The organism is Streptomyces acidicola (genome assembly GCF_009377235.1).
Lineage (GTDB): Bacteria > Actinomycetota > Actinomycetes > Streptomycetales > Streptomycetaceae > Streptomyces > Streptomyces acidicola.
This window is the reverse complement of the sequence record NZ_VMNX01000010.1, coordinates 60,009-82,469: the sequence shown is the minus strand read 5'-3', so window position 1 is coordinate 82,469 and position 22,461 is coordinate 60,009. Positions and strand designations below refer to the sequence as shown.

The following is a 22,461-nucleotide window of genomic DNA, read 5'->3' as shown; positions in this document are numbered from 1 at the left end:
GGTGTGGTCAGGGGGCGGCTTCGATGGTGATGCGGTCGGCCCCGGACAGTTGGTCGGCGGCGGCGTCGATGTGGCCGAGGACCAGCAGGTCCGAGGAGGCGGAGGGGCCGTCCTTGTAGAAGACGGCGAGGTTGCCCCACGGGGCGTAGTAGGTGAGGTCCCCGGTCTTGGGGGCTTCCGGTTCGGGGGCGTTCTCGGTGGTCAGCTTCCGCGGCGGGTCGGCGATCCGCTCGGTTCCGTGGAAGTCCTCCAGGTCCAGGGTGAGCGGGAGCAGGGAGGCGAGGTCATGGGCGGCGGGGCTGTCGTTCAGGGTGCCCGCGATGGGCTGCCCGTCGAGGGTGACGCGGATGTCCATCGGGGTGCTCCTGTCTGAGCCGGAGGGACTGGCCGACGCCGAGGTCTGCGGCTGCTCCGACGCCGACGCCGAGGAGGTGGCGGATGCGGACAAGGGGGCCTGCTCGGGCGAGTCCTCGGAGCATGCGGTCACGGCCAGCAGCAGCGCGCTGACGATGGCGGCGGCGGTCAGGGCGTGGCGAGGGGGGAAGGTCACGGGGTGCCGTCCTGCGGGTCAGTCGGGCATGGGCTCGGCGTAGTGCCTGAAGCCGTCGCAGTCGGTGTGCAGGGTGTACAGGCGCGCGGCCAGCGCCTCGGGGCTGAAGTGCTCGGCGTCGGGGCGGATCGCACCGGGGACGATCAGCTGCGTGGCGTGGATGTTCTCCGGGGCGAGGGCCTTGTGCAGCATCGCCGCGTAGGCGCTCTCACCGGCGAACGCCATCGAGGTGCCGGCCCGGTCCGGGTGCGGGCGCACCGCGCAGCCGCCGTTGACGAACAGCAGCGTGCCCCAGCCGAGCGCGCGCAGCCAGGCAGTACCGCGTTCACGCAGGTGAGAGGGCCCTTCACGGAGACGGCCAGCGGGGCATCCAGGTCGGCGGCGACCTTTTTGCCGAAGCGGCGGGCGATGGCCAGGCCCAGACCGGGGCCTGCGCCGACCAGTGCGAACGTGGTCATGGTGAGTCCTTGACGAAGAGAGGTGCCGAAACCGACCTGTGCGTGACCGGGCCCGCGGGTGGGGCGGGGTCAGGGCGTGAGGAGAGTCTTGATGGCGCGGCGCTCGTCCATCGCCTTGTAGCCCTCGGCGACCTGGTCCAGCGGAAGGGTGAGGTCGAAGACCTTGCCCGGGTCGATGGCGCCGGTCAGGACACGGTCGATCAAGTCGGTCAGGTAGCGGCGGACGGGTGCGGGACCGCCGCGCAGGCCGACGTGCGAGAAGAACAGCTCCTGCCCGTCGACCGCGACCTCGTGCGGAACGCCGACAAAGCCGACGTTGCCGCCCGGTCGAGCCGAGTGGAGTGCCTGCTGCATCGCCTGCGCCGTGCCGACGCACTCCAGCACGCTGTCGGCGCCGATCCCTCCGGTCAGCTCCTTGATCCGAGCCACGCCCTCCTCACCGCGCTCGGTGACGATGTCGGTGGCGCCGAACTCGACTGCGAGCTTCTGCCTCGGCTCGTGCCGGGACATGGCAATGATCCGCTCCGCGCCCATCTCCTTCGCGGCGATCACCGCGCACAGGCCGACTGCGCCGTCCCCGACGACCACCGCGGTGGAGCCGGGCTTGACCTCGGCGGCGTCGGCGGCCCACCAGCCGGTGCCCATCACGTCCGATACGGCCAGCAAGCCGGGCCAGAACTCCTCGCCGGGTACGCCGGCGGTGGCGACCAGGGTGCCCTGCGCGTTCGGGATACGCACGTAGTCGGCCTGGCAGGTGCTCATGAACTCGCGGTTCAGACAACTCGACTGGAAGCCGTTCCGGCAATTCGCACAGATGTTGTCCGAGGTCGCGAACGAGCCGACGACGAACTGGCCCGGCTTCACCGAAGTGACCTCGGATCCGACCTCCTCCACGAAGCCGACGTACTCGTGGCCCATCGGATGCGCTGCGTCGGTCGGCTCCAGCCCGCGATAGGGCCACAGGTCCGAGCCGCACACGCAGGTCACGGCCGTGCGGATGATCGCGTCGGTCGGCTTGAGGATCTTCGGGTCGTCCAGGGTCTCGAAGCGGATGTCGCCGGGGGCATGGATTACTGCGCCGCGCATGAGGGATTCCTTCGCGTGCTGTGGCGCCAGCAGCGTGTGCTGGCGACCACCGGGTAAAGGGTGCGGACCCGGAGCGCAGGCGGCGGACCACCCGAGCCGGGTGCGGGCCCCTCCCTCACCGGCGTCGGCCGGAAGGAGAAGCACCACGACCCCCAGGTAACCCCCCGTTCGCGCGGGCATCGAGTCACTGACAAGGGGTGTACTGGCAGTACATCCCTCTGGCCGTCGGCGGGACGTACCGTCGAGGTGTGGACAACCGTGAAGAGGTCCGCGAGTTCCTCACCTCGCGGCGCGCAAAGATCACCCCAGAGCAGGCCGGACTGCCGTCCGGATCCCGGCGCCGCGTGCCGGGCCTGCGCCGCAGCGAGGTCGCGGCCCTGGCCGACATGAGCGTCGAGTACTACTCCAAACTCGAACGCGGCACCCTCGCGGGCGTCTCCCCGGCCGTCCTCGAGGCCCTCGCCCGCGCCCTCCAACTCGACGACGCCGAACGCGCCCACCTACTGCATCTGGCCCAGGCCGCCGACGGCTCCGACGCCCTCACCCGCCCCCGCCGTCGACGTACCAGGGACCAGTGGAAGCCGCACCGCAGCCTTCAGTGGACCCTGGACGCCATCACCGCCGGGCCCGCGTTCGTCCGCAACGGCCGCATGGACATCCTCGCCGCGAACCAGCTGTTCCGAGCCTTCTACACCGACGCCTACGCCACACCCGGTAACCAGATGAACCTGGCCCGCTTCAACTTCCTCGACCCCGCCTCCCGCCGCTTCTACCCGGACTGGGACTCCTTCGCCGACGTCGCCGTCGCCATCTTGCGCACCGAAGCCGGCCGCAATCCCCACGACAAGGATCTGCAAGACCTCGTCGGCGAGCTGTCCACCCGCAGCGACGAGTTCCGCACCCGCTGGGGCGCCCACAACGTCCGCCACCACGGCACCGGCACCAAACGCTTCCACCACCACGCCGTGGGCGGCCTCACCCTCGCCTTCGAGGGCTTGGAGATGGCCGCCGAACCCGGCCTCACCCTCACCATCTACACTGCCGAACCCGGCTCACCCTCCGAAGAGGGCCTGCGCCTCCTCGCCTCCTGGGCCGCCACTCAAGACGTCGATGCCACGGAACCCTCCACACTGAGCTGACCACCGCTGACGGAGCCAAGCCGAACGTGGTGCAGACGGTGCGTGAGGACCACTTCCCAGACCAAGGCCAAGCAGCAGCAGACGAAGAAGTAGCCCCGAGGCCAGCTGGCCGGTGGAATCTAATCTCTGCTGCCTGGGGCCTGGCGGTCCAGGAACTCAATCAGCCGTGTTTCCGAACGTGCAAGCCTCTCCCGTTGTTCGCGGGGAAGCGAAGCGAGGGCGTCGACCAGGACCCGTTTTCGCGGGACGTGCACCATGTTGCCGCAGTAGATCCGGCAACTGGAGCACCAGGCGAGTCCGATGCACCGCTCGAACATGGAGGACTCGGGCTGATGAAACCGGTACTGGTACGAGCGGACGGGCGTTCCGCAGGCGGCACAGATCCGGCGGTCCCCGTCGGAGACCGTTTCCCAGGTCCCGACCTTGCGCCAGTGCTGTCGCCAGGCCGCTGCTCTTCAAGTCGTCATGCCCAACATTCTCTCCCACAGCGAGTCGCCCGGCCCAGCCATCCCGGCGAAGCGGGCTACCGACGGAATTCCTTGACCTGCGAAAACGCGGCTCGCGTTGAGCGCAGTTCCCGCGCTGAAGTGTGACGGTTCCCGTCAGACCTTCCCCGTATGCTCCACAGTGCGGTGCCCGAGCTGCTGGCTGAACGTCTCGCAGAAGCTGGCGGAGAGCGGCGGCCAGTCCCAGAAGTCGAAGGCGAGGGCGCCCACCGCGAAATTGGACTCCCACTGCCACTCGGTGACCGGCACCGAGGCACCGCAGGCGGAGCAGGGGGAACTCCCCTCACCCGTTTCCTTCCAGGTGGCGATGCCGTCCTCGAACGGCTGCCAGACCTCCTCGTCCGCCTCGAACTCCTCGGGATAGTTGATGATCACGATCTTGGTTTCGCACCGCGGGCAGACGGCGTACTCCGCTTCGTCCGCTCCCTGACCACCGACGTGGTAGTCGCGCCCGACGATGACGGCCACCGGGCCCGGCAGCCAGGCGGGATCCGATGAGTCGGCAACGGCCCGCGCCCAGTTGGGACCAGGCACATGGCCCTCATCCACGGTCAGGCTGTACACCCCGTCGTTGGACAGCTCACGCGTGATCAGGCCCTCGGTGACCATCCAGTCGACCATTCGCTCCGCGAGCGGCCCGGCCTCCTCGCCGGTCACCTCGACGTCGACGATCCGCTCAAAGAAGTCACCCGTCGTCTCCACCTCCTACCGATCGGTTTCGGACACTGTGCCACCACCCTCCGACACCGGCCCCCGCATCGGTGCTGAGTGAATCAGGGGAGGGAAGTGCTCGCACAGGCCCTGACCCCGCGACCGGCATTCCATTACCTCGCGAGCCGCATTTCTTCGGTAGCCCGAAGCTGGGGCCGGAGCAAGACCGGGCCAATTCAGGGCTCTGGTCCCACTTGTGTGGTGCAGTCACACCCGGTGACGACTGAGATTGAGTCAAGGGTCTGGCAGGGGCTGGTTGATACCGTTTCTGGTCTTGGGCACCCTGGCCCAGAGCTTGGGCCACGGTGTTACAGAGCAATCAGACCGGCTGTAGTCTCCTTGAAGCCGCAGGCGTCGAAATAGAACGAACGCAGGTCCTCCTCGAAGTCGACGTGGAGCCATTCGCACTTCGCGGTACGGGCTTCGTGGGCCGCGGCTGCGACCAGCGCGGCGCCAACACCTCGCGCCCGGCGATGCTGTGCGACCACCGTGTCCAGGATGAAGGCGTGAACTCCACCGTCCCAGACAACGTTGACAAAGCCGATCAGAGAGCCGTCCTCCCATGCGCAGACCCAGCCGAGACTGTGGTGCTCAAGCCGTTCCCGCCAGTCAGTCTGAGCGACCGGGTGACCGAAGCCGTCAGCGTGTAGCGCGTTGAGGGCGGCGTTGTCGAAGTCGCCTCGCCACTCGTACTTGATCGTCACTTCTCGATCGTAATGTCCGTGCCAAGTCCAGCGATTGGATTATGCAGCGATGAGGACTCGCTTGCGGAGGAATTCGAATCCAGCGCGGCCGAACATCTGACGTTTGAGCATCTTGATCCTGTTGACGTGGCCCTCAACGACGCCGGAGTTCCACGGGTGTGAGAGGCCGGCGACAACGGCGGGCCTCGCCTACGGCATCGTGCAGACCGGGGTCGGTGGCAGCCGTCGGGTTCGGGTGGCAGTCGACGATGATGGCGGACGGTTCGTATGTGACGGCGATCATGATCCCCGCAGTCTTGATGATGGGCGGCTCACTTGGTCTCGCCGGTCATGTCGACGATCGCGGCGGCCCGTACGGCGGGCGGCACTTCACTGGAGGCGCTGACGGCGGGGTACGCGCTGGTGTTCCGCACGGGCGGAACCGTACTCGTCGTGGCGGCGGTTGCTGATGCTGCCGTGGCTGCCGTGCAGAGTCTCCGCGGACTGACACCCGGCGGAGACCGGGGCGGAGGAAAGTTCATCGGCGGGGCAACGCGATCCGGTCCCCATGGACTGTATGAGGCATCAAGGAGGTGCCCATGGGGGATCGGAAGCAGGCTCGGGACGCGGAGTTCCAGAGCTTCTTCATCGGCCGCTGGCCGCGGCTGCTGCGTACGGCCTTTCTCCTCACCGGGGAGCAGCACGCCGCGGAGGACCTGGTGCAGACGACATTCGAGCAGGTCTACGTGGCCTGGCGCAGGGTCGCGTCGGCCAAGGATCCGGACACATACGTACGGCGCGTGATGATCAACGCACACGCGCGCAGACATCGCCGCCGCCTCAAGGAGTTCCTGGCACCGAGGAGCGACTCGCCCCTGGTGCCCGAACAGCCGGACGGCGGCGACCGGATGGCCCAGGCCGACGACCGGGGAGCGCTGCTCACCGCATTGTCCCAACTGCCCCGGCGCCAGCGAGAGGCGGTGGTCCTGCGGTACTGGGAGGACCTGAGCGAGACACAGACGGCGGATGCGATGGGGTGCTCGGTGGGAGCGGTGAAGAGCAACGCGGCGAAGGGGATCGCGAAGCTCCGGGCCCTGCCGGGCCTGGCTGAGACGGTGACGCAGGGAGGGTGGAAGTGATGAGCTCGGACCAGGACCACGGGACGGCGGACCACGGGATGATGCACGGCGACGCGGAGTCCCGGCACATCGGTCTGCTGCTGGCGGACGCGACGGACGCGGTCCGGATTGGCATGGCCCCCTACCAGGCGGTCGTTCGGGGTGGCAGGCGCCGGAGGACACGCCGCTGTGCGGTCGCGGCCGTCGCGGCGGTGGTGATCGCGGGGTCGGCGGGCACGCTCGCGTTGACCGGGGCGACGGGCGGCGACGGGGGCCAGGTGTCGTCGGCGGCGACGCGGCCGCACACGGCGCAGGAGCGGCATGTGTACGCGCCGCAGCAGACCACGGTGGGGTCGGGACGTGACGGCGGCAAGGACTGGGAGGTGACTGTCGATGTCTGGGCGGCGCCATGGGACGAGGCGGAGGCTGCCAGGCAGTACGACGCGATGAGGCGCACTTACCCGGTCAGGGACCAGGGCGGGCTGCTGCTCGGGGGAGATCCGTCGATGTCGATCGGCAGGGGCCGCTTCTACGTGCGCGTGACCGTGGGCGACGAGAGTTCGATGGGCAGCCTGGGAATGTTCACCGAGGGCGAGGAGCGTCTCTCGGGCAAGAGCATCGAGGTCTCCACAAGTTCGCTGGATGGGCTCGGACCCGGCTCGACCGATGGGAAGCTGAGCGGGACGCTCGAGACCGGCTCGACCGATTCGAAGGAGAGGCGGTCCGGCGAGACCTCCGCCGAGATTGTGATCGGCACTGTCGCCCCGACCGCCCAGCAGGTCCGTATCACCTGGTCCGACGGGACGACCACCGACGTCGACCGCGACACCGAGGGCCTGGACACTCCCCGCATACTCGACGCCCAGGGCTGCCCGGACAGCTGGTTCGTGGTGTCGGTGCCCCGAGGTGTGTCCTACGAGTCGGCGAAGGTGTCGAAGTGAGGCCCGTGCGGCCGGAGTAGGTGCAGGCGTACGGGGTGGCAGGGCGCACGCGGGGGTGGGCGCCCTGCCGCACTTCACAAGTGCACTCGGCTCGGCTTACGGGGGCGCCGGACTGCTGGCGATTGACTGCGTACAAGCGTGTTGTGGCACATGCGAGTGAGGCTGGCGTCGGCGCGGCGGCCCTCATCGGCACGGCTGCCCCCTACGGAGGGGCTGAGCTCCGTGTGACGGATGGTTCCCGGCCCTTGTTCCAGGCCGGACCGGGTCACGAGCGGTGATGGCGGTATACGGCCGACTCGCTCGTCCGGTGGGCGACCCGAGCCCGCCGTAGGCCGAAGGTTGGTGACCGCTCGGTTCCCGTTACATGCGTACGGCGATCCCGGACAAAAGCGCCTCCGTGGTGGCACTCGATTCCTCACACTCGCGGTTCTCGTCGATGCCCAGCCAGGTGGCTGACATCGTCACGAAGCTGGGTTGATGCTCAAAGGGAGCTCGAATGAGATCGCGGCTGCGCGGCGGTCGTCCGGCCCCGACCGCCCGAGCCGACCGCTGGGGTCATGAGCACGAATGTCCGGCTCACGGCCATTCGGTAGCGGTCGGCCCCCCCCCGCGGTGGGCGACGAGAGGCGGCCGGCCCTGCTGTGGTGACCCGCCATTCCGCGGCCCGCGGCGTGCGGATGGCTGAGCACACGGGTCGGCGGGACGCTCTCACCCCAGCCGGAACGGCGGTCAGCCCTTCGCTGCCAGTTCGATCACCTCGGCGGCGAAGGCGATGGCTCCGTCGACGCTGTGGACGGCGTACATCGAGTCGATCATGAAGTGGTCGATCCCGGTGCGCTCATGGACCGCCTTGAGAGCATCCGCGACCTGCTGTGAGGGGGTGCCCGGGTCGATGTTGACCCGCAGGACCGCGTCGATCGCGGACGGATCCCGGTCGGCCTCCCGGGCCAACCGGTCGATGATCGCCCGCTGGGCCACCAGGCCGTCGATGTCCAGGTAGCTCGGCACCACGCTCAACGGCAGCCAACCGTCCCCGCGTTCGGCCACCCGCCGCAGCGCCCGCTCGGACAGTGCGCCCAGGTAGAACGGTGGGCGTGGGCGCCGTGCCGGCTTGAGCGGAGAGTGGTGCAGAGGCACCGAAATCAACTCACCCTGGTATGCGGCCGGGTCGGTGGTCCAGATAGCTTCCAGAGCGTCGAGCAGTTCGTTCATCCTGGCTCCACGGCGAGTGAAGTCCCCGCCTGCGGCCTCGTACTCCTCGGGCGACCAGCCGATGCCGAACCCGGGCAGCAGACGACCACCGCTTATCAGGTCGATGCTGGTCAGCGACCTGGCCAGCTGGACCGGCGGATACAAGGGGGCAATGAGTACGTGGGCCCCAAGGAGAACGCGCTCGGTGGCACTTGCGGCGATGCCCAGGAGTACGAACGGGTCGGCGGCCGGGTTCAGTTCGGCCGGGATGGTGTTGCCCTGCCCGCCGTAACCGACCTTTGGGTTGACAGCGGCGAGGTTACGGTCGCCAACCCACAGACTGGCGGCCCCCGCATTCTCGACCTCCCGGGCGAACTCGGCGGTCCGGGCTATGCCCAAGGCCTGCTGGTGGAACTGCGGGAGCGCGAAACCGATCTTCATGGCTATTCCTTCACAAGTGGGGGGTCGAGTTCGCCGTAGCACGGATGTGCGCCATTATCGCGAACGCCTTGTCACCGTCCGGCCGTTGGTGGCCCGCTGGCCAATGCCGGCCGGGACTTTCCCCGCTCGTGCGCGGAGCGTCGATCCGGGCACCGCGCCGTGATCACGGGCAGCGGACGATGCCCGCACCCGCGGGGGTGGTCCCAACGACTTCGTCGTCCGGCAGATCGCCCGTGAGGTGGGCCGCCAGTTGCGCAAGGGCACCGACGCCGAACGCCTTCACCACCGGTTCACCGCCCGGTTCGCCAAGGTGATGATCGCGGAGATCCGCGATCCGGGCTGGTGGCTGCGGGGTGTGGCGATACCGCGCTGGGGCTGCGGCTTCCACGACTGCGAGGCCGGTGTTCTGTGGTCGACCGGCCGGGATTGCGGAGTGTGTGCCGAGGTCGTCCAGGACAAGGCCGCCGCGGGGCAGCATGCCCGGCGTATCGAGCAGGGCCTGTGCCCTCAGCACGACACCCGCCCCGGCTCAGCCGGACGCTGCGCCGACTGCTTGCTGGACGATCCGATCCGCAACCCGGCCCCGGTCCTGGCGCAGCGCCAGTCGGAAGGCCTGCCGCGCGGCTCCTGCGGTGACTGCGGCGCCCGGATCGTCATCGTCGGAGCCGTGCCGCGCAGCCGCCACGTGCCGACCTTGCGATTCATGTGTGCCTCCCGGTCTGGGTCTGGAGGGCCGCGGCGATGGGGGCGTCCAGATGCCGCTGCGGGGTGCGGGTGCGGAAGTCCGAGGACATGGAGGTGTAGAGCGAGGTGGTGCCGGCATGCTCGTGGCCGACCTGCTCCTGGATTATCTTGAGTTCGCTGCTCGGCAGGCTGCTGACCTGTGTGTTTGCGTCGCGGTGGTTGTCCGTGACGTAGCGGGTGAGGTCACTGGGGGATCCGTTCAGCACGGGCCGATCGTTGTCGACATGGGATTGCCCATGCCTGCTGTCCCAGCACCGGTCCGAGCGCTCCACCGAGCACGGAGTCACGTGCACTGTTCGGGGCATACCGATGACCCGTTCTGCCTCACCTCTCCCTGCTCGTGCGTTGAGGCAAAACCAGAAAGGGGCCGTGGGCTGGTCGGGCGGTGTTGTCCGGGCGCAGGTCACTCGCGCCGGCCGGCGCGGTCGGCGATGAGGCGGGCATCGAAGCCGTCGAGGAGGGAGTGAAGGCCGAACGCGAAGGTGTTGTCGGGCGCTGCGGCGTACTCCGTGGCGGCTGTGGTGCCGAGGCGTTCGCGCAGGCGGGGGAATTGCATGGCGGTCTCGGTGGAGTGTGTCATGGTGTCGGCCATCAGTTGCTCGGCATCTGCGCCGTTCTTGCTCAGCCGGCGGTTGAGCGAGACCTGCGCGGCAGGGCCGAGCGCGCTGCCGAGCACGAAGGTGAACACGGCGGCGGCCGCCCGGTCCGCCTCGGCGGCGGCGAAGCCCGCCTTTTCATAGATGCCGAGGCTGAGGTCGTTGTGCCGGGCCTGGCCGGGTCCGTGCAGGAGGTGGCTGCCGAATGCCTGGACGAGCCACGGGTGCCGGGTGAGCATCGCGTGCATGCCGGAGGCATGAGCGGTGGCGGCCGCGCGCCAGTCGGTGGCGTCGAGATCAGGCAGCTCGACCTCGGACCAGATCGCGTCACTGGCGAGTCGGACCAGGTCGTCCTTGGTCTTGATGTGCCAGTAAACGGCCGTGGCGGCCGAGCCGAGCCGTTTCGCCAGGCTCCGCATATTGAGGCCGTCCAATCCCTCGTCGTCGAGCAGCTCGATGGCCGCACGGACGATCCGGTCTGCGGTCAGGGTGTCTCGCGGCATAGCCGCCACACTACTTGAACTTAGTTCACGCCAATCCTTGCACTAAGTTCGAGTGGCCTCCTACGCTCTGTCTCGTACTTAGTTCAAGTGCCCGAAGGGGGAGCCATGTCACAGGAGAAGCTGTCGGAGTTCGTCAAGGTGCAGGCCACGGAGCTCGGCGTTCCTGGTGTCGCCGTCGGGGTGCTCCTGGACGGACAGGAGATCTACGCCTCGCACGGCGTGACAAGCCTCAGCAACCCGCTGCCGGTCGATGAGAAGACGCTGTTCCCTCTGGCGTCGGTATCCAAGACCTTCACGGCGACCGCGCTGATGCGCCTGGTCGCCGAGGGGAAGGTGGACCTGGACGCGCCGGTGCGGCGCTACGTGCCCGAGCTGAAGCTCGCTGACGAGCAGGCCGCGGCGCAGATCACCGTCCTGAACCTGCTCAACCACACCGCGGGCCTGGACTGGAACCTGATCGACGACGGCGAGGGCGATCGCTCCCTGGCCGAGCTCGTGGCGAAGCTGCCCGGGCTGCCGCTGATCGCACCGCCCGGGGCCCGCGCCTCGTACAGCCAGGCCGGTTACAACCTGGTCGGGCGGATCATCGAGAAGGTCACAGGCCTGCCCTTCGAGCAGGCCATGGCCTCGCTCGTCCTTAAGCCGGTGGGCCTTGCGGACACCGTGTACGGCCTGGCGGAGGTGATGGTCCGCAAGTTCGCGGTGGGCTACAACCGCGGAGACGACGGCGAACTGCGCCCCGCCCGGCCCTGGGCAGCGTTCAAGGAGGGTGCGCGCGGTGACAACCCTGGCGGCGGCCTCGCCTCCTCGGTGAGCGATCTGCTGCGCTGGGCACGGTTCCAACTCGGCGACGGCGAGGGCGTGTTGCCCGCCGCGGAGCTGCACCGTATGCGGGAGCAGACGGTCGGGCTGCGCGCCAGCACGCTCGGCGACGGCTTTGGCATTTGCTGGTTCCTGCACGACCTGGACGGCCTGCACGGGATCGGCCACGGCGGCTCGGGCAACGGCCAGTTCGCCGAGCTGCTCATCGTGCCCGAGCGCAACTTCGCGGTGGTATCGCTGGCCAACGTCGGCCCGGACGGCTACCCCTTCAACCAGTCCGTCGTGCGGTGGGCGCTCGAGCACTACCTCGGCGTCGTCGAGAAGACGGCGGAGCCGGTCCCGTACGACGAGGGACAGGCCCAACAGGTCGTCGGCCGCTACGAAATCGACGCCATGAACCTCGACATCGCCACCGACGGCACCCGGCTCACCCTCGCGGTCGGCATCAAGCCGGAGATCCGCGAGGCATCGCACGAGGAAATGCCCCCGGACTACCCGGCCGCGGACATCGGCTTTCTTCCCGGCGACGGCGACGAGTACATCGTCACGGAAGGCGGCCTCAAGGGGCAGCGCGGCTACTTCTCCCGCGACGTCAACGGCGCGGTCACAGGCGTCGACCTCGCCGGCCGGCTCTTCAACCGGGTCGCCGAAACATCCTGATCCAACGTCGGCAGGGGCGGTCTCAAGCGGCCGCCGCTGCCGGCACCCCGAACCGACGACAGCTGGCTCACGGACACGACCTGGTCGATGCTCAGTCGCCAGCGCACGAATCGTTTGGCCGGCTCGCGTAGCCACGGCTGGAGGAGTTGGTAGGCGGCGCGGAGAAGAGCCAGATCTTGCTGACGGTCGGGAAGCAGGCGATGGCGTGCCTGAGTCGCTTGAGTGGGACCTCGACGGCGACCGCGACGGTCGCCAGGTGCAGCCCGGACGGCGAACCGGGCATAGCAGCGCAAGTGCGGCGCGGGCTTCGGGTCGTGAAGGCGGCCCGGGGCCAGGCGTCCGCGCGCTCTGCCGCCGGTTATCCGCCGTCCATGATCCGGATGATGGTCTTGCCACGGGCGTGGCGGCCGGGGGCGAACGCGGCGGGTGCCTCGGCCAGCGCCCTGACCTCGCCGACGATCGGCTTGAGCCGTCCGTCCCTGAGCCGCTGGACCAGGTCCGCGAGCCGGGCACGGTCGGGCTCGACGACGAAGAAGACGGCCCGGCCGTCCCGCGGACGGACCTCGGGCGGCGAGGCGATGGTGACCAGCGTGCCCCCGGCCCGCACCAGCGGGGCCGAGCGCTCCTGGACCTCGCCGCCGATCACGTCGAGGACCAGATCGACCTGCCCGACGCCCTCCAGCCGATCGGCCTGCAGATCCACGAAGGCATCCACCCCCAGCCCGACAGCGGTGTCCCGGTCGCCGGCCCGGCCCGTGCCGATCACCCGCGCCCCCGCCTCACGCGCGAGCTGCACCGCGATCGACCCCACACCGCCCGCGACCCCGTGGACCAGGACGGTCTGCCCCGCGGCAAGCCGGCCGTGGTCGAACAGGGCCTGCCAGGCGGTCAGCCCCGAGATCGGCAGTGCGGCGGCCGCCGTGTGGTCGACGTCCGCCGGAAGCGGAGCCAGATTGCGAGCCTCCACCGCGGTGTACTCGGCCAGCGAGCCGTCCCGGGTCCAGTCGGCCAGCCCGAACACCCGCTGGCCCACCGAGAGACCGGTGGTGCCGTACCCGAGTTCGGCAACGACGCCCGACAGCTCGTGTCCAGGCACGCTCGGCGTCCGGTCGCGCCCGGCGCGATCTGTCCACGTTCCCGGCCAGGCGAGTTCCCCCGGGGTGAACCCAGCGGCATGCACGCGCACGATGACGTCGTTCTCGGCGAGGTGGGGGTAGGGCACCTCCGTCAGCGACATTCCCTCGACACCGGCGGCGCGGTCTCCGAACGGCGACGGCCTGCATGCCAGGTCCTCTCTCCAGTGGTGATTCAGGCTTCGCCCCCTTCGAGCGATCGGAAACAGGCTGCCACGAACTCTCGCAGCCCGCCTGCTGTCGCTTCTGACGGACTGCTGTCTGTGACGCCCAATCAGGCCACATGTGGCGCTGGACGTCACGACTGCCCGAGCTGTTACGCGCCCGTCGGCAGTGCCTGCCGCACCCGGGGCGTCCTGCAGCGCTCAGAGGAGGCGTAGCAAGCACGATCTATGTCGGCGCCGATCCACGCTTCCGTTGATCCCCGAGGCGGCCCTCCTCCGCGCCGGTCAAGATCACGGCATTCGCTCAGTAGTCCCACCTGCCCAGAAGGTGCGCCTTGCACAGCGCAGGGACGGGGAGCCACCATGAGAACCATGGAAACTAAATCAGTTTCTCAAGTTTCCGACCGTGGCGAGCAGCGCGCTGACGTGATATTGGAGGCGGCCGGCCGACTGTTCCTCGCCCCGGGTTCCGGGCGGGTCAGCATGGACGATCTCGCCTGTGAGCTCCGGTGAGCAAGAAGACGCTCTACCGTCACTTCCCGGACAAGCGCAGCCTGCTGGCCGCGGTGCTGGATCGGCAGTTCGCGGCGGTAGACCGCACGCTGGTGGCAGCGGCCGAGGGCGCGGAAGAGCAGCCCTTCGATGTGCGGGTACAGCGCTTCCTGATCGCGGCAGGCAGCGAGCTGGGACGCATCGGCGCAGCTCAGCTCGCGACGGGGCGGGGTGATGCGATGCTGCGCCAGTACGTGGAGCAGCGTGCGGATGCGCTGGTCTACCGGAGGCTTGACGAGCTGTTCCGGGACGGGCACCGGCAGGGACTGCTGTCGGCACCGCCCGAGCTGCTGAGTGAGATCACCCGCTGCGCGCTGGAGCGGTTGCTCAACTCGCAGTTGCCGCACGAACTCGACTGGACCGCGGCCGATCTGCTGCGGGCGACCGTCGACACCGTGCTCCACGGGGCGATCCGCTCAGCAGACCCCGGCACCGACGGCGAAGGACTCCGGGCGCTCATTCCGACGGCTCGCGACGATGAACAGGAGGTGGGCCCATGACCGGGGCAACCCGCAGAGTGGCATTGGTGACAGGGGCCAGCAGCGGAATCGGCGCGGCCACCGCACGCCTTCTGGCCGCGCGAGGGATGCGCGTGGTGGTCAACTACCTCCGCAACATCAAGGCCGCCGAGGAGGTCGTGGCCGACATCGAGGCGGCAGGCGGCCAGGCCATGGCCGTGCAGGCCGATGTGCGCGAGCCGGCGGCGATCGAGAGCATGGTCGAGCAGGTCCAGGCGGCGTGGGGCGGCATCGACGTCATTGTGCACAACGCGCTGATCCCGTATGCGGTCAAGTCGTTCCAGGACATGACGTGGGAGGAGCTGGGCGGCAAGATCGACGCCGAGATGCTTGCGGCGTTCGCGGTCACCAAGGCCGTCCTGCCCGCCATGCGCGAACAGGGCTGGGGACGCATCATCTACATCAGCACCGGCCTCAGCCGTCGGCCCCGCCAGGGCATGATCGCACTGGGCGCGGCCAAGGCCGCCCTGGAGCAGTTCGCCCGCTACCTCGCCCAGGAACTGGGCCCGCAGGGCATCACGGTCAACATCGTCGCAGCCGGCCCGGTGGAGGACACACGCATGGGGTACGCGCTCGACGAGAAGATCAAGCAGCGGCAGGTGGCCCTCACCCCCATGGGCCGCCTGGCACGCCCGGCCGACGTCGCCCAAGCGGTCGCCTTCTACGCCGGCGAGGACAACGTCTTCATGACCGGCACCACGGCCGCGGTCAACGGCGGAATGTCGATGGACTGACAGCCCGACCGATATCCGCCGCACCGTCACCTCAGCACCATACGCCGCGCCGTCCCGCGCCCGCGCCCGCGCGGGACGGCGCGGCGATGACACGATCAAGGAAGAGCTTCATGTACACGATCGATCTCGCCTATGTCGGGCGGGGCGTGCACGAGGAACTGGCCGCCTACATCGCCGACCAGCAGGACTTCTACGCCGACGAGGGCGTCCACGTCGCACTGCGCGACGGCTCATCCTGGGACATTGAACGCCTGCGCCGCTGCGCCACCATCGGTCTCGGCAGGGCACTGCTGTCCCGGCTGACCGACGGCACCCCGTGGGTCGCACTCAATGTCAACACTCACCACCCGCTGTTCTGGTTCCTCGCCCGCCCCGGCCTGACATTCCTGACCGACCTGGCCGGCCAACGGCTCGCGGTCCACGCCCCCCACACCCCACCCGGGTGCTTCGCCCGGATCGTGCTGCGCAAGGCCGGCCTCGACCCCGACCGCGACGTCGACACCGTCGTCCGCTCGCCCGGCGACTACGGCATGGACCTGCGCCGACTGCGCGAGGGCAAGATCGACGCCGCCTACGTCGGCAGCACCATGGCGCCCGAGGCGGTCGCCGCCGAGCACGGCTGGCAGGTGCCGGCCTGGGTCGGCGACCACTTCCAGATCCCCACCGTGGGTGTGGCCGTCGACCCCACCTATATCGACCCGGACGACCCAGCGGTCCAGGCCGTCGTGCGAGCCCACCGGCGCGCCCTGCAGGTGATCCACGACGACCCCGATACCACCGTGCGGCACATGCGGACGTTCCTCGGCGGACAGACCGAGGACGAAGTCCGAGCCCACTACGAGACGTTCATCGCACCGTACTTCACCACCGACGGCCAAGCCGACCTCACCGTCGGCGACAGCGCGATCACCGCGGTCGCCGCCGAACTCGGCGTCCCCGCCACCGTCACCGCAGCCAAGTTCTATCGCACCGAAATCACCACACCCTAGAAACCCGGCGACGCCGGCGCTGCCAAAGCACGGGCAGTACCTCAAGACCACCCACGCAGAGACTCCCGCGGCCGCTTTTGGCCAGAAGCTGGAGGCGGCCGCGCGCCCCCGAGCCGACACTCAGGCCGCGCCACACCCACAAGACAAACACACCCCCCGCGGACGCCTTCGCTGTCCCGGCCCGGCCCGTCGAACAGTTTCCTTCGGGGTCCGTGCAGGCGGCGGTGCAACTGCGGGACCGGCTGGAGACGCTCACCGCGAACTCGCCTAAGAGGGCGTTTGATCTAGGTGGATTGCCCCGTATCTCCTAGTAAGTTCCTCGCCAGGTAGGGGTGGTCTCGTCCGTTATGCGCTTGGTGAGGTTATCGATCGAGGCGATGTGGATCATGGCTCGGAGCTGGCGGTGAGGGCTTCGTAGTCGCGGGCGAGGCGGCGGTGCATCATGATCCAGCCGATACTCCGCTCTACCACCCAGCGCCTTTTCACGACATGGAAGCCGCGCTTCTCAGGGTTACGGTTGACGACCTCGACGTCGATTTTCGCGATGGTCGGGTACGTTTCTTTCGCTTGGTCGAGGAGGCGTATCCCCATGGCGTTCTCGGAGAGGCCGGCACCGGCGACGGTCACGGCGAGGATGAGTCCGATCGTGTCGGTCAGGATGCCCCGTTTCCGGCCGACGATCTTTTTCGCGGCATCGGTCCCCTGGCTGGCCAGGGGCACGTTGGTGGAGGTCTTGACGCTCTGGGTGTCGATGACGCAGGCGGTCGGCTCGGGCTTGCGGCCTTCCTTCACGCGGGCGAGCGCGGTGAGGTCGTAGTTGAGCTGGGCAAAGATTCCCTCATCGCGCCACGCGGAGTAGTAGAAGTAGACGGTGCCATGGCCGGGGAAGTCGTGCGGGAGGTATTTCCAGGGGATTCCGGTGCGGTTGAGGTAGAGGATTGCGTTGAACACGTCACGTAAGTCGACTTGGGCCGGCTTTCCGTTGGTCGGCGTTCGAGCCGGGCGTTCCGCCAAGCCGTCAACGTCGGCTCGATCAAGGCCCATCGGGCGTCGGACAGGTCACTGGGATACGGCTTGCGCTCACTCACGGCTCAGCGTGATCACGACCGAGGCGGAAGGCTCTGACTCCGCAGAAGAGCGGGAGGTTCTGCCACGTCTCTACGTCAGATGGGTTTCCGGGCACAGAGGCGGATGAGACGGGCACCCCGGCTCGCGTCCATTCCTGGGATATTTGGCATCTGCAAGGCGAACTATGCCAAAGTGGGGCGCTCATGTAAGCCGCATAACAGCATTGACCTGTATAAACGCCCTCTTATGGCCCGTAACGCGGGATCAGTCCTCGTCGTCCTCCTCATCGTGTCGGCCGTTCGCGTTCTCCTCACCGCCGACCGGGAGTGCGGTCGGAGCTGAGGGCGTGACTGGGGGGCCGCTCGGCTGCGAGGACGGAAGCGGGCTCGTGGTCTGCGGCGGGTCCGTCGACGGCGCCTCCGCCGAGCTGCGTTGGGGAGAGAACAAGGCCATGCCGACAAGCAGTGCCACGACGAAGACGAACGCTGCTGCTGCGGCTTTCGCTGCTTGGGGCCGGTGTGCGACAAACGCGCGTACTCCCGGCCACCGTCGGCGCCGCGTCCGGCGCGCTGGAGCGGTTCCGCCGAGTCGGGACGGGAAGGCATACGTGGTCGCGGTGCCTTCTGCCGTGGCCTCTGCCTCCGGCCAGGGGCGTGTCATGGGTGCGGGTACAGAGGGTGCTGGAAGGGGCTCGGGGCGTCCCAACCAGGCGCCTGTGGCGAACCACTCGGCTGCCTGGCGTGCTGTCGGGCGGTCCTCGGGCCGCTTGGAGAGGAGGCTGAGTAGGTAGTTTTCGAAGGCGGGTGGCAGAACGACGCCGAGTTCCCGTGGCGGCGCGGGGGCTGTGTCGAGGTGCTGGTGGAGAATGGCGATGGCGGTGTCGGCGTGGAACGGTGGTCGCCCGGTGAGGAGTTGGTAGAGGACGCAGCCGAGCGCGTAGATGTCGGCGGCCGGGCCGGCGGGCTTACCCAGAGCGCGCTCGGGGGAGAGGTACAAGCTGGTGCCGACGATTTGTCCGGTCGCGGTGAGCGCGGCGCCCGGGTCGTTCACGAACCGGGCGATGCCGAAGTCGCCGATCTTCAGGGCTCCGCCTGCGTCGAGGAGCAGATTGCCGGGTTTGATGTCCCGGTGCACGATGCCCTGTTCGTGCGCGGCGGCGAGCCCGGCGGCGGCCTGGGCGGCGATGCGGGCCACCTCCACGGCCGGCAGCTTCCCGGCGGCGGTGAACACGCGGGCGAGACTGTCGCCCTCGACCAGCTCCATCACCAGGAACAGCCGGCCCTCGTGTTCGCCGAAGTCGAGGACGCCGACCACGTGGGGGTGGCTGAGTAGCCCCGCGGTCTGGGCCTCCAGCCGGAAGCGAGAGGCGGCGGTGGGGTCGGAGTCCTGGGCGAGGAGAAGCTTGACGGCCACCGGTCTGCCGAGCATCTCGTCGTACGCCCGCCAGACCTCTCCCATCGCGCCCCGCCCGATGACGTCGTGCAGCCGATACCGGCCCGCTGTCAGCACCTGCTGCTTCATCCTCACGTCCGAGACGACTCGATTGCTGTCGGCCATGTCCCCGCGAGGACGGGTGACTTGGAGGTGCCGCAGCGGTCTCAGCCTACTGGAATGATCGCCGACGGTTCGCCGCGAACACCGACCAGCGGCCGGCTGACCCGCGAGGCTCTCGTGGCGCGGGCCCGCGCTCAAGGTGCGCTGCGCGACGGGGTCACCGAGACCGACGTCGCGCCGATCGCCGCGATGATCGACGCCGTCATGGCCCTGCCAGGCGAACGCCCCTCTGATCTGTGGCGACGCCATCTGGCGATCATTCTCGACGGGCTCCGCGCCCAACCGCGCCAGACACCGTTGCCCAGTCCAGGCAGCGTCGGCTGACTTCGGCGTTCATGAGATCGCTGACAGAACCTTGGAAGCGACCGGTGTTGCTCCTCGCCTCACTTGATCCAGTTCTCAACGGCTGGGGAGGAGCGGCGGGTGTGACGCCGGCGACAAGTCGGCGTCGCCAGGCCGATCGGGTACGGCCTGTGCTTCCGGCCCTGCTCAAGGCTGTACGAGGCTCATCCGGGAAGCCTTACGCCTCGTCCGCGGGAATGGCCGGCCGTGTCGCGTAGCGGATGCGCATCGCGTCGCTGGCTGCGGGGCCTGCGGTGAAGACGTAGGTGGCGCTGTCGTCGAGTCGGCGGCCGGTCTTGGCATCGACGACGGGCTCGACTTCCTTGCCGCTGTGCGCGTCGACGAGGATCATGCTGCGCTCCGTCGGCGTGAGGCGGGAGTTGCCCCACGCGGCCAAGGTGACGATCACCGGGTGCAGGGAGCGCCCGAGTTCGGTGAACATGTACTCGTGCCGGACGGGGCTGGTCTGGTAGGGCCGGCGCTCCAGCAGCCCGTCCACGACCAGGCTCTTCAGCCGGGTGGTGAGCATGCTGGAGGAGATGCCCAGGCTCTCCTGGAACTGGTCGAAGCGGGTGTAGCCGTCGAAGGCGTCGTGGAGGATCAGCAGCGTCCACACCGCCGATAAACGCCCAGGTGGCCTAGAATGCGGCCGGCGAGACCCCGACCGCCGGGCAGGTAGCACTACAGGCGCGCCTCAGAGCACCTGACCATGCCACGCAGGTTGCACCCCCGGCGCAGCGCAAGAGGCCGGCCGAGCGGCCGGAAGCGTGGTCGCCGCCGCGATCGCCTACGTCATCAGTGCGGCAAGATAAGGCACGACCGACCCTCTTCGTCGCCTCCACAAGGCCGAGCCGGTGAAAATTTGCCGCCACCTCACACGGGTTCGCCGGAGCAAGTGCGCTTTTCCAAACGACTCGTTGGAGGCGATCACGCTGTTCTTCGCCTGCCTCCGTGCGCGGCGAAGGCCCCTCGCTGGACCGGCAGCAGTCCGGGCGGGGCCTTCGCGTTGATTCGGTGAACCCCTTCGTCGGGCACGGAGGCTGCGATGATCCCGAGTGGATCAACGACGAACTCGGGTACATGGAACTGGGCTGGCACGGCGCCGAGTTGCTGTTCCAGGTACTGGCCGAGGGCGGCGGGCGATGGTCTTGTTCAGCTGTTTTTCGCCGACTTCGGTGCTGGTGGCGCCGTGCGGCAGGGCGAGCATACCGAGCAGGGCCTCGTGCGGGTGGGCTTCGTCGCTGGTGGTCCAGCCAGGCCTGTGCCTTTTTCCGACGCCGGCGGCGCCAGGGCCGGACGGCGGAGTTCCACGACCGGCCGCGCGGAAGGGTCCGGATGCGCGAGGGCCGCTCACCCGGGCAGACCGCTGGGATCATCGGCTCCCAGTCGGTGCGGGCCGCGGCTACGGTGTCGGCCGCCTCGCGCGGCTATGACGGCGGGGAGGAGATGCCGGGCCGCAAGCGGCACGTGATCACGGACTCTCTCGGCCCGCCCCGGTAAAGACACCCTTCAGGGCCACCACGAGTCACCCTCGCCGCGAGGCACTGGTGAACGCGGCGATCAGAGCTACCGCGTCGTCGGTCGTCACCGCCTCCGCGATGGTGTCGGCCTCGTTCTCCGAGCTCTCCTCGCGGGACACCTCCCAGGCAGATCCGATCAGCCTCTTGGCCCCGGCCAGGGCGTAGCTCGGGGCCCGCGCCAGATGTGCGGCGAGCGCGGAGCCGCGTTCCCAGTGCTCTCCGTCATCGGTCACCTCGGCCACCAGGCCCCACTGCGATGCCTCGTCGGACGACAGCACCCGTCCCGTCAGAGCGAGGTCGAGTGCGCGCTGCTGTCCCACCGCGCGCGGGAGCAGGTACGACACGCCGCAGTCGGGCGTCAGACCCACTCCGGCGTAGGCCCAGAGGAACTGGGTGGAGCGAGCGGCTACCACGATGTCGGAACTGAGTACGAGGCCCAGTCCGGCACCGGCGACCGACCCATGCACGGCGCTGATCACCGGTTTGGGAAGCGCCGACAGGTCCCGCAACGCCCGGTCGAGTTCGGTCGCCAGTGCATGAACGTATGTTGCCGGGTCGTCCGCCTCCGCCATGGAATTGAGGTCCCCGCCCGAGCAGAACCGTTTGCCCTCACCGGATATCAGGACGGCGCGGATCTCGTCGGACGCGGCCCTGCGCACGGCTCCGGCGAACTCCATGGCGGTGGTGAAGTCGATCGCGTTCGAGACCGACGGACGAGCCAAAGTGATACGGGCGACCGCGCCGTCCTGCTCGTACCGGACCGCTTCGTATGTCACGGGTCCCCTTTCGTGGCCCCGAAATGGGGCTCCTGGCTGCAGGGCCGTGCATGACCGTTGCCCCTGTCGAACGTATGACCTGGCGGGTGGTGTCACCGGGCTGGAGGGCACCGGCTGACCGCTGTTGAGAGGCCTGCCCGCCACCGGGACCGCCTGCCACCGGGACCGCCTGCCACGGCGACCGGGTGCCTTGGCGGCTCGCGCGGCACTGGCTCACCGGGTAACCTCTCCCGGCCCTGTGCCGGGTGATGCCGCGGGTACGCCGAGGTGCTCGGGCGCGGCGGCGGCGATGTCGAGGGTTTCCAGCACGGCTCTTCTGCCCACTCCCAGCCGAAGGGCGTTCGTCAGGTGCAGGCGAACCCCGGGCAGGTAGCGGTGGGTCGGGGTCGCGTCTGCGGCCAGGGATATGAGTTCCTTGACCCGGCCGCGGACGTGCCCGGTCCGCCAGGGCACCGCGCAGTAGGCGAAGAACGCCTCGTACGCCTCGGGGGACATGCGCAGCAGGGCGTCCAGGTAGCCGGGGACCTCACGTTCGAAGTCGTCCCAGTACGGATCATCGCCCCGCAGACGCGCGCGCAGGGCCGCGCGGTGCTCGTCGAGCGGTCCGTCCAGGGCAGCCGCGCCCGGCTCTGTGCCTCGCGCCCGCAGCACCGCCGCCACCCGGCGGGAGCCCTCCATCAGTGAGTGCACCCCGAGTCCGGAGACCACCACGACGGTTTCGTGGATCTGTGCGGGAGTGGCGCCCGCGTCGAGCGCGTGCCGGGTGTACTCCTCGATGCCGTCCGGGTCGAGCGTCGACACCGCCGCGCGCACGGCCAGCCCGATGAGCGCCGCGTCGCACGGGCCGAGTCCGTCGCCGTGGGGTACGCCGTCGGGTACGCCGTCCAGGACGTCGAGCACCTCGCGGCGCACCGCGTCGACCGTGATACGGGAACGCGTTGTGCTCGCGGTCATGTCCGCCG

At 69.0% G+C, this 22,461-nt stretch carries 22 protein-coding genes and 4 pseudogenes; 10 read left to right on the top strand and 16 right to left on the bottom strand.

Annotation, left to right across the window (positions count from 1 at the left end; all coding sequences use genetic code 11):
• Positions 1-7 precede the first annotated feature (7 nt).
• The 3 genes and pseudogenes from FPZ41_RS06120 to FPZ41_RS06110 form a co-directional block, all read right to left on the bottom strand.
• Entirely contained in the window at positions 8-550 is a 543-nt protein-coding gene (locus tag FPZ41_RS06120; protein WP_322619874.1) for a cyclophilin-like fold protein, read from the bottom strand.
• Positions 551-568: 18 nt separating this feature from the next.
• Positions 569-1,008: pseudogene (locus tag FPZ41_RS06115) on the bottom strand (hypothetical protein).
• 69 nt (positions 1,009-1,077) lie between these two features.
• The gene (locus tag FPZ41_RS06110; protein WP_152859852.1) at positions 1,078-2,094 is read right to left on the bottom strand and encodes a zinc-dependent alcohol dehydrogenase family protein; all 1,017 of its coding nucleotides are present in this window, start codon (positions 2,092-2,094) and stop codon (positions 1,078-1,080) included.
• 248 nt (positions 2,095-2,342) lie between these two features.
• On the opposite strand from FPZ41_RS06110, the gene FPZ41_RS06105 reads away from it, so the two are divergent.
• Positions 2,343-3,233, top strand: a complete 891-nt coding sequence (locus FPZ41_RS06105) for a helix-turn-helix transcriptional regulator (RefSeq protein ID WP_322619873.1) — start codon at positions 2,343-2,345, stop codon at positions 3,231-3,233.
• A gap of 602 nt (positions 3,234-3,835) precedes the next feature.
• Here the strand turns inward: FPZ41_RS06105 and FPZ41_RS06100 are convergent.
• Both FPZ41_RS06100 and FPZ41_RS06095 read right to left on the bottom strand, forming a co-directional pair.
• Positions 3,836-4,441: a hypothetical protein gene (locus FPZ41_RS06100; RefSeq protein WP_194236004.1), complete on the bottom strand. Its 606-nt coding sequence runs from the start codon at positions 4,439-4,441 to the stop codon at positions 3,836-3,838.
• Between the two features lie 317 nt (positions 4,442-4,758).
• Complete coding sequence (locus FPZ41_RS06095) at positions 4,759-5,154, bottom strand: GNAT family N-acetyltransferase (RefSeq protein ID WP_322619872.1); 396 nt, start codon at positions 5,152-5,154, stop codon at positions 4,759-4,761.
• Positions 5,155-5,369: 215 nt separating this feature from the next.
• Between FPZ41_RS06095 and FPZ41_RS47965 the strand changes: the two are divergent.
• The 3 genes and pseudogenes from FPZ41_RS47965 to FPZ41_RS06080 all read left to right on the top strand — a co-directional run.
• Positions 5,370-5,641 (top strand): annotated as a pseudogene (locus FPZ41_RS47965) (MFS transporter); the annotation flags it as partial.
• A gap of 91 nt (positions 5,642-5,732) precedes the next feature.
• Positions 5,733-6,272 (top strand): SigE family RNA polymerase sigma factor, encoded by a 540-nt coding sequence (locus FPZ41_RS06085; protein ID WP_152859850.1) that lies wholly within the window; start codon positions 5,733-5,735, stop codon positions 6,270-6,272.
• Entirely contained in the window at positions 6,272-7,192 is a 921-nt protein-coding gene (locus tag FPZ41_RS06080) for a hypothetical protein (RefSeq protein WP_152859848.1), read from the top strand. The genes FPZ41_RS06085 and FPZ41_RS06080 overlap by 1 nt, the downstream gene beginning before the upstream one ends.
• 729 nt (positions 7,193-7,921) lie before the next feature.
• Here FPZ41_RS06080 and FPZ41_RS06075 read toward each other — a convergent pair.
• The 5 genes from FPZ41_RS06075 to FPZ41_RS06060 form a co-directional block, all read right to left on the bottom strand.
• Complete coding sequence (locus FPZ41_RS06075; RefSeq protein ID WP_152859846.1) at positions 7,922-8,824, bottom strand: TIGR03619 family F420-dependent LLM class oxidoreductase; 903 nt, start codon at positions 8,822-8,824, stop codon at positions 7,922-7,924.
• Positions 8,825-8,987: 163 nt separating this feature from the next.
• Positions 8,988-9,338, bottom strand: coding sequence for a hypothetical protein (locus FPZ41_RS46895; RefSeq protein ID WP_194236003.1), 351 nt, complete (start codon positions 9,336-9,338; stop codon positions 8,988-8,990).
• Positions 9,332-9,529 carry a hypothetical protein gene (locus FPZ41_RS46890; RefSeq protein ID WP_194236002.1) on the bottom strand — a complete coding sequence of 66 codons (198 nt, stop codon included), beginning with the start codon at positions 9,527-9,529 and terminating at the stop codon, positions 9,332-9,334. Before FPZ41_RS46890 ends, FPZ41_RS46895 begins: the two co-directional genes overlap by 7 nt.
• On the bottom strand, positions 9,526-9,774 hold the full coding sequence (locus FPZ41_RS46885; RefSeq protein ID WP_194236001.1) for a hypothetical protein: 249 nt from the start codon (positions 9,772-9,774) through the stop codon (positions 9,526-9,528). Before FPZ41_RS46885 ends, FPZ41_RS46890 begins: the two co-directional genes overlap by 4 nt.
• A gap of 197 nt (positions 9,775-9,971) precedes the next feature.
• The gene (locus FPZ41_RS06060; protein ID WP_152859844.1) at positions 9,972-10,667 is read right to left on the bottom strand and encodes a TetR/AcrR family transcriptional regulator; all 696 of its coding nucleotides are present in this window, start codon (positions 10,665-10,667) and stop codon (positions 9,972-9,974) included.
• Between the two features lie 105 nt (positions 10,668-10,772).
• On the opposite strand from FPZ41_RS06060, the gene FPZ41_RS06055 reads away from it, so the two are divergent.
• Positions 10,773-12,149, top strand: coding sequence for a serine hydrolase domain-containing protein (locus FPZ41_RS06055; protein WP_152859842.1), 1,377 nt, complete (start codon positions 10,773-10,775; stop codon positions 12,147-12,149).
• A gap of 358 nt (positions 12,150-12,507) precedes the next feature.
• Here FPZ41_RS06055 and FPZ41_RS06045 read toward each other — a convergent pair.
• Positions 12,508-13,432 (bottom strand): annotated as a pseudogene (locus FPZ41_RS06045) (NADP-dependent oxidoreductase).
• A gap of 523 nt (positions 13,433-13,955) precedes the next feature.
• On the opposite strand from FPZ41_RS06045, the gene FPZ41_RS06040 reads away from it, so the two are divergent.
• From FPZ41_RS06040 to FPZ41_RS06030, 3 genes are all read left to right on the top strand, one after another.
• Positions 13,956-14,498 carry a TetR/AcrR family transcriptional regulator gene (locus FPZ41_RS06040; RefSeq protein WP_322619871.1) on the top strand — a complete coding sequence of 181 codons (543 nt, stop codon included), beginning with the start codon at positions 13,956-13,958 and terminating at the stop codon, positions 14,496-14,498.
• Positions 14,495-15,250 carry an SDR family NAD(P)-dependent oxidoreductase gene (locus FPZ41_RS06035; RefSeq protein WP_152859836.1) on the top strand — a complete coding sequence of 252 codons (756 nt, stop codon included), beginning with the start codon at positions 14,495-14,497 and terminating at the stop codon, positions 15,248-15,250. Before FPZ41_RS06040 ends, FPZ41_RS06035 begins: the two co-directional genes overlap by 4 nt.
• A gap of 110 nt (positions 15,251-15,360) precedes the next feature.
• On the top strand, positions 15,361-16,239 hold the full coding sequence (locus FPZ41_RS06030) for an ABC transporter substrate-binding protein (RefSeq protein ID WP_152859834.1): 879 nt from the start codon (positions 15,361-15,363) through the stop codon (positions 16,237-16,239).
• A 307-nt stretch (positions 16,240-16,546) separates the two neighbouring features.
• Here FPZ41_RS06030 and FPZ41_RS06025 read toward each other — a convergent pair.
• Both FPZ41_RS06025 and FPZ41_RS06020 read right to left on the bottom strand, forming a co-directional pair.
• Positions 16,547-17,327: pseudogene (locus tag FPZ41_RS06025) on the bottom strand (IS5 family transposase).
• A 244-nt stretch (positions 17,328-17,571) separates the two neighbouring features.
• Positions 17,572-18,816 carry a serine/threonine-protein kinase gene (locus tag FPZ41_RS06020; protein ID WP_407698754.1) on the bottom strand — a complete coding sequence of 415 codons (1,245 nt, stop codon included), beginning with the start codon at positions 18,814-18,816 and terminating at the stop codon, positions 17,572-17,574.
• 102 nt (positions 18,817-18,918) lie between these two features.
• Here FPZ41_RS06020 and FPZ41_RS06015 point away from each other — a divergent pair, with 102 nt between their 5' ends.
• The gene (locus tag FPZ41_RS06015) at positions 18,919-19,185 is read left to right on the top strand and encodes a hypothetical protein (protein ID WP_152859832.1); all 267 of its coding nucleotides are present in this window, start codon (positions 18,919-18,921) and stop codon (positions 19,183-19,185) included.
• A 196-nt stretch (positions 19,186-19,381) separates the two neighbouring features.
• Here the strand turns inward: FPZ41_RS06015 and FPZ41_RS06010 are convergent, their stop codons facing one another.
• Entirely contained in the window at positions 19,382-19,819 is a 438-nt protein-coding gene (locus FPZ41_RS06010) for a winged helix-turn-helix transcriptional regulator (RefSeq protein WP_322619870.1), read from the bottom strand.
• A 719-nt stretch (positions 19,820-20,538) separates the two neighbouring features.
• On the opposite strand from FPZ41_RS06010, the gene FPZ41_RS47960 reads away from it, so the two are divergent.
• Positions 20,539-20,703, top strand: a complete 165-nt coding sequence (locus FPZ41_RS47960; protein WP_407698753.1) for a hypothetical protein — start codon at positions 20,539-20,541, stop codon at positions 20,701-20,703.
• Between the two features lie 25 nt (positions 20,704-20,728).
• On the opposite strand, the gene FPZ41_RS06000 is transcribed toward FPZ41_RS47960, so the two are convergent.
• Both FPZ41_RS06000 and FPZ41_RS05995 read right to left on the bottom strand, forming a co-directional pair.
• On the bottom strand, positions 20,729-21,499 hold the full coding sequence (locus FPZ41_RS06000; protein ID WP_322619869.1) for an enoyl-CoA hydratase/isomerase family protein: 771 nt from the start codon (positions 21,497-21,499) through the stop codon (positions 20,729-20,731).
• A gap of 213 nt (positions 21,500-21,712) precedes the next feature.
• On the bottom strand, positions 21,713-22,453 hold the full coding sequence (locus FPZ41_RS05995) for a carboxymuconolactone decarboxylase family protein (protein WP_152859830.1): 741 nt from the start codon (positions 22,451-22,453) through the stop codon (positions 21,713-21,715).
• Positions 22,454-22,461 lie beyond the last annotated feature (8 nt).

What these genes read in the sequence shown, in the direction of transcription:
- FPZ41_RS06085 (WP_152859850.1), top strand. Translation starts at nt 5,733, where the DNA reads ATGGGGGATCGGAAGCAGGCTCGGGACGCGGAGTTCCAGAGCTTCTTC.
- FPZ41_RS06030 (WP_152859834.1), top strand. Translation starts at nt 15,361, where the DNA reads ATGTACACGATCGATCTCGCCTATGTCGGGCGGGGCGTGCACGAGGAA.
- FPZ41_RS06075 (WP_152859846.1), bottom strand. Translation starts at nt 8,824, where the DNA reads ATGAAGATCGGTTTCGCGCTCCCGCAGTTCCACCAGCAGGCCTTGGGC.
- FPZ41_RS06035 (WP_152859836.1), top strand. Translation starts at nt 14,495, where the DNA reads ATGACCGGGGCAACCCGCAGAGTGGCATTGGTGACAGGGGCCAGCAGC.
- FPZ41_RS06015 (WP_152859832.1), top strand. Translation starts at nt 18,919, where the DNA reads ATGATCGCCGACGGTTCGCCGCGAACACCGACCAGCGGCCGGCTGACC.
- FPZ41_RS47960 (WP_407698753.1), top strand. Translation starts at nt 20,539, where the DNA reads ATGCGCGAGGGCCGCTCACCCGGGCAGACCGCTGGGATCATCGGCTCC.
- FPZ41_RS06080 (WP_152859848.1), top strand. Translation starts at nt 6,272, where the DNA reads ATGAGCTCGGACCAGGACCACGGGACGGCGGACCACGGGATGATGCAC.
- FPZ41_RS06060 (WP_152859844.1), bottom strand. Translation starts at nt 10,667, where the DNA reads ATGCCGCGAGACACCCTGACCGCAGACCGGATCGTCCGTGCGGCCATC.
- FPZ41_RS05995 (WP_152859830.1), bottom strand. Translation starts at nt 22,453, where the DNA reads ATGACCGCGAGCACAACGCGTTCCCGTATCACGGTCGACGCGGTGCGC.
- FPZ41_RS46890 (WP_194236002.1), bottom strand. Translation starts at nt 9,529, where the DNA reads ATGAATCGCAAGGTCGGCACGTGGCGGCTGCGCGGCACGGCTCCGACG.
- FPZ41_RS06055 (WP_152859842.1), top strand. Translation starts at nt 10,773, where the DNA reads ATGTCACAGGAGAAGCTGTCGGAGTTCGTCAAGGTGCAGGCCACGGAG.
- FPZ41_RS06110 (WP_152859852.1), bottom strand. Translation starts at nt 2,094, where the DNA reads ATGCGCGGCGCAGTAATCCATGCCCCCGGCGACATCCGCTTCGAGACC.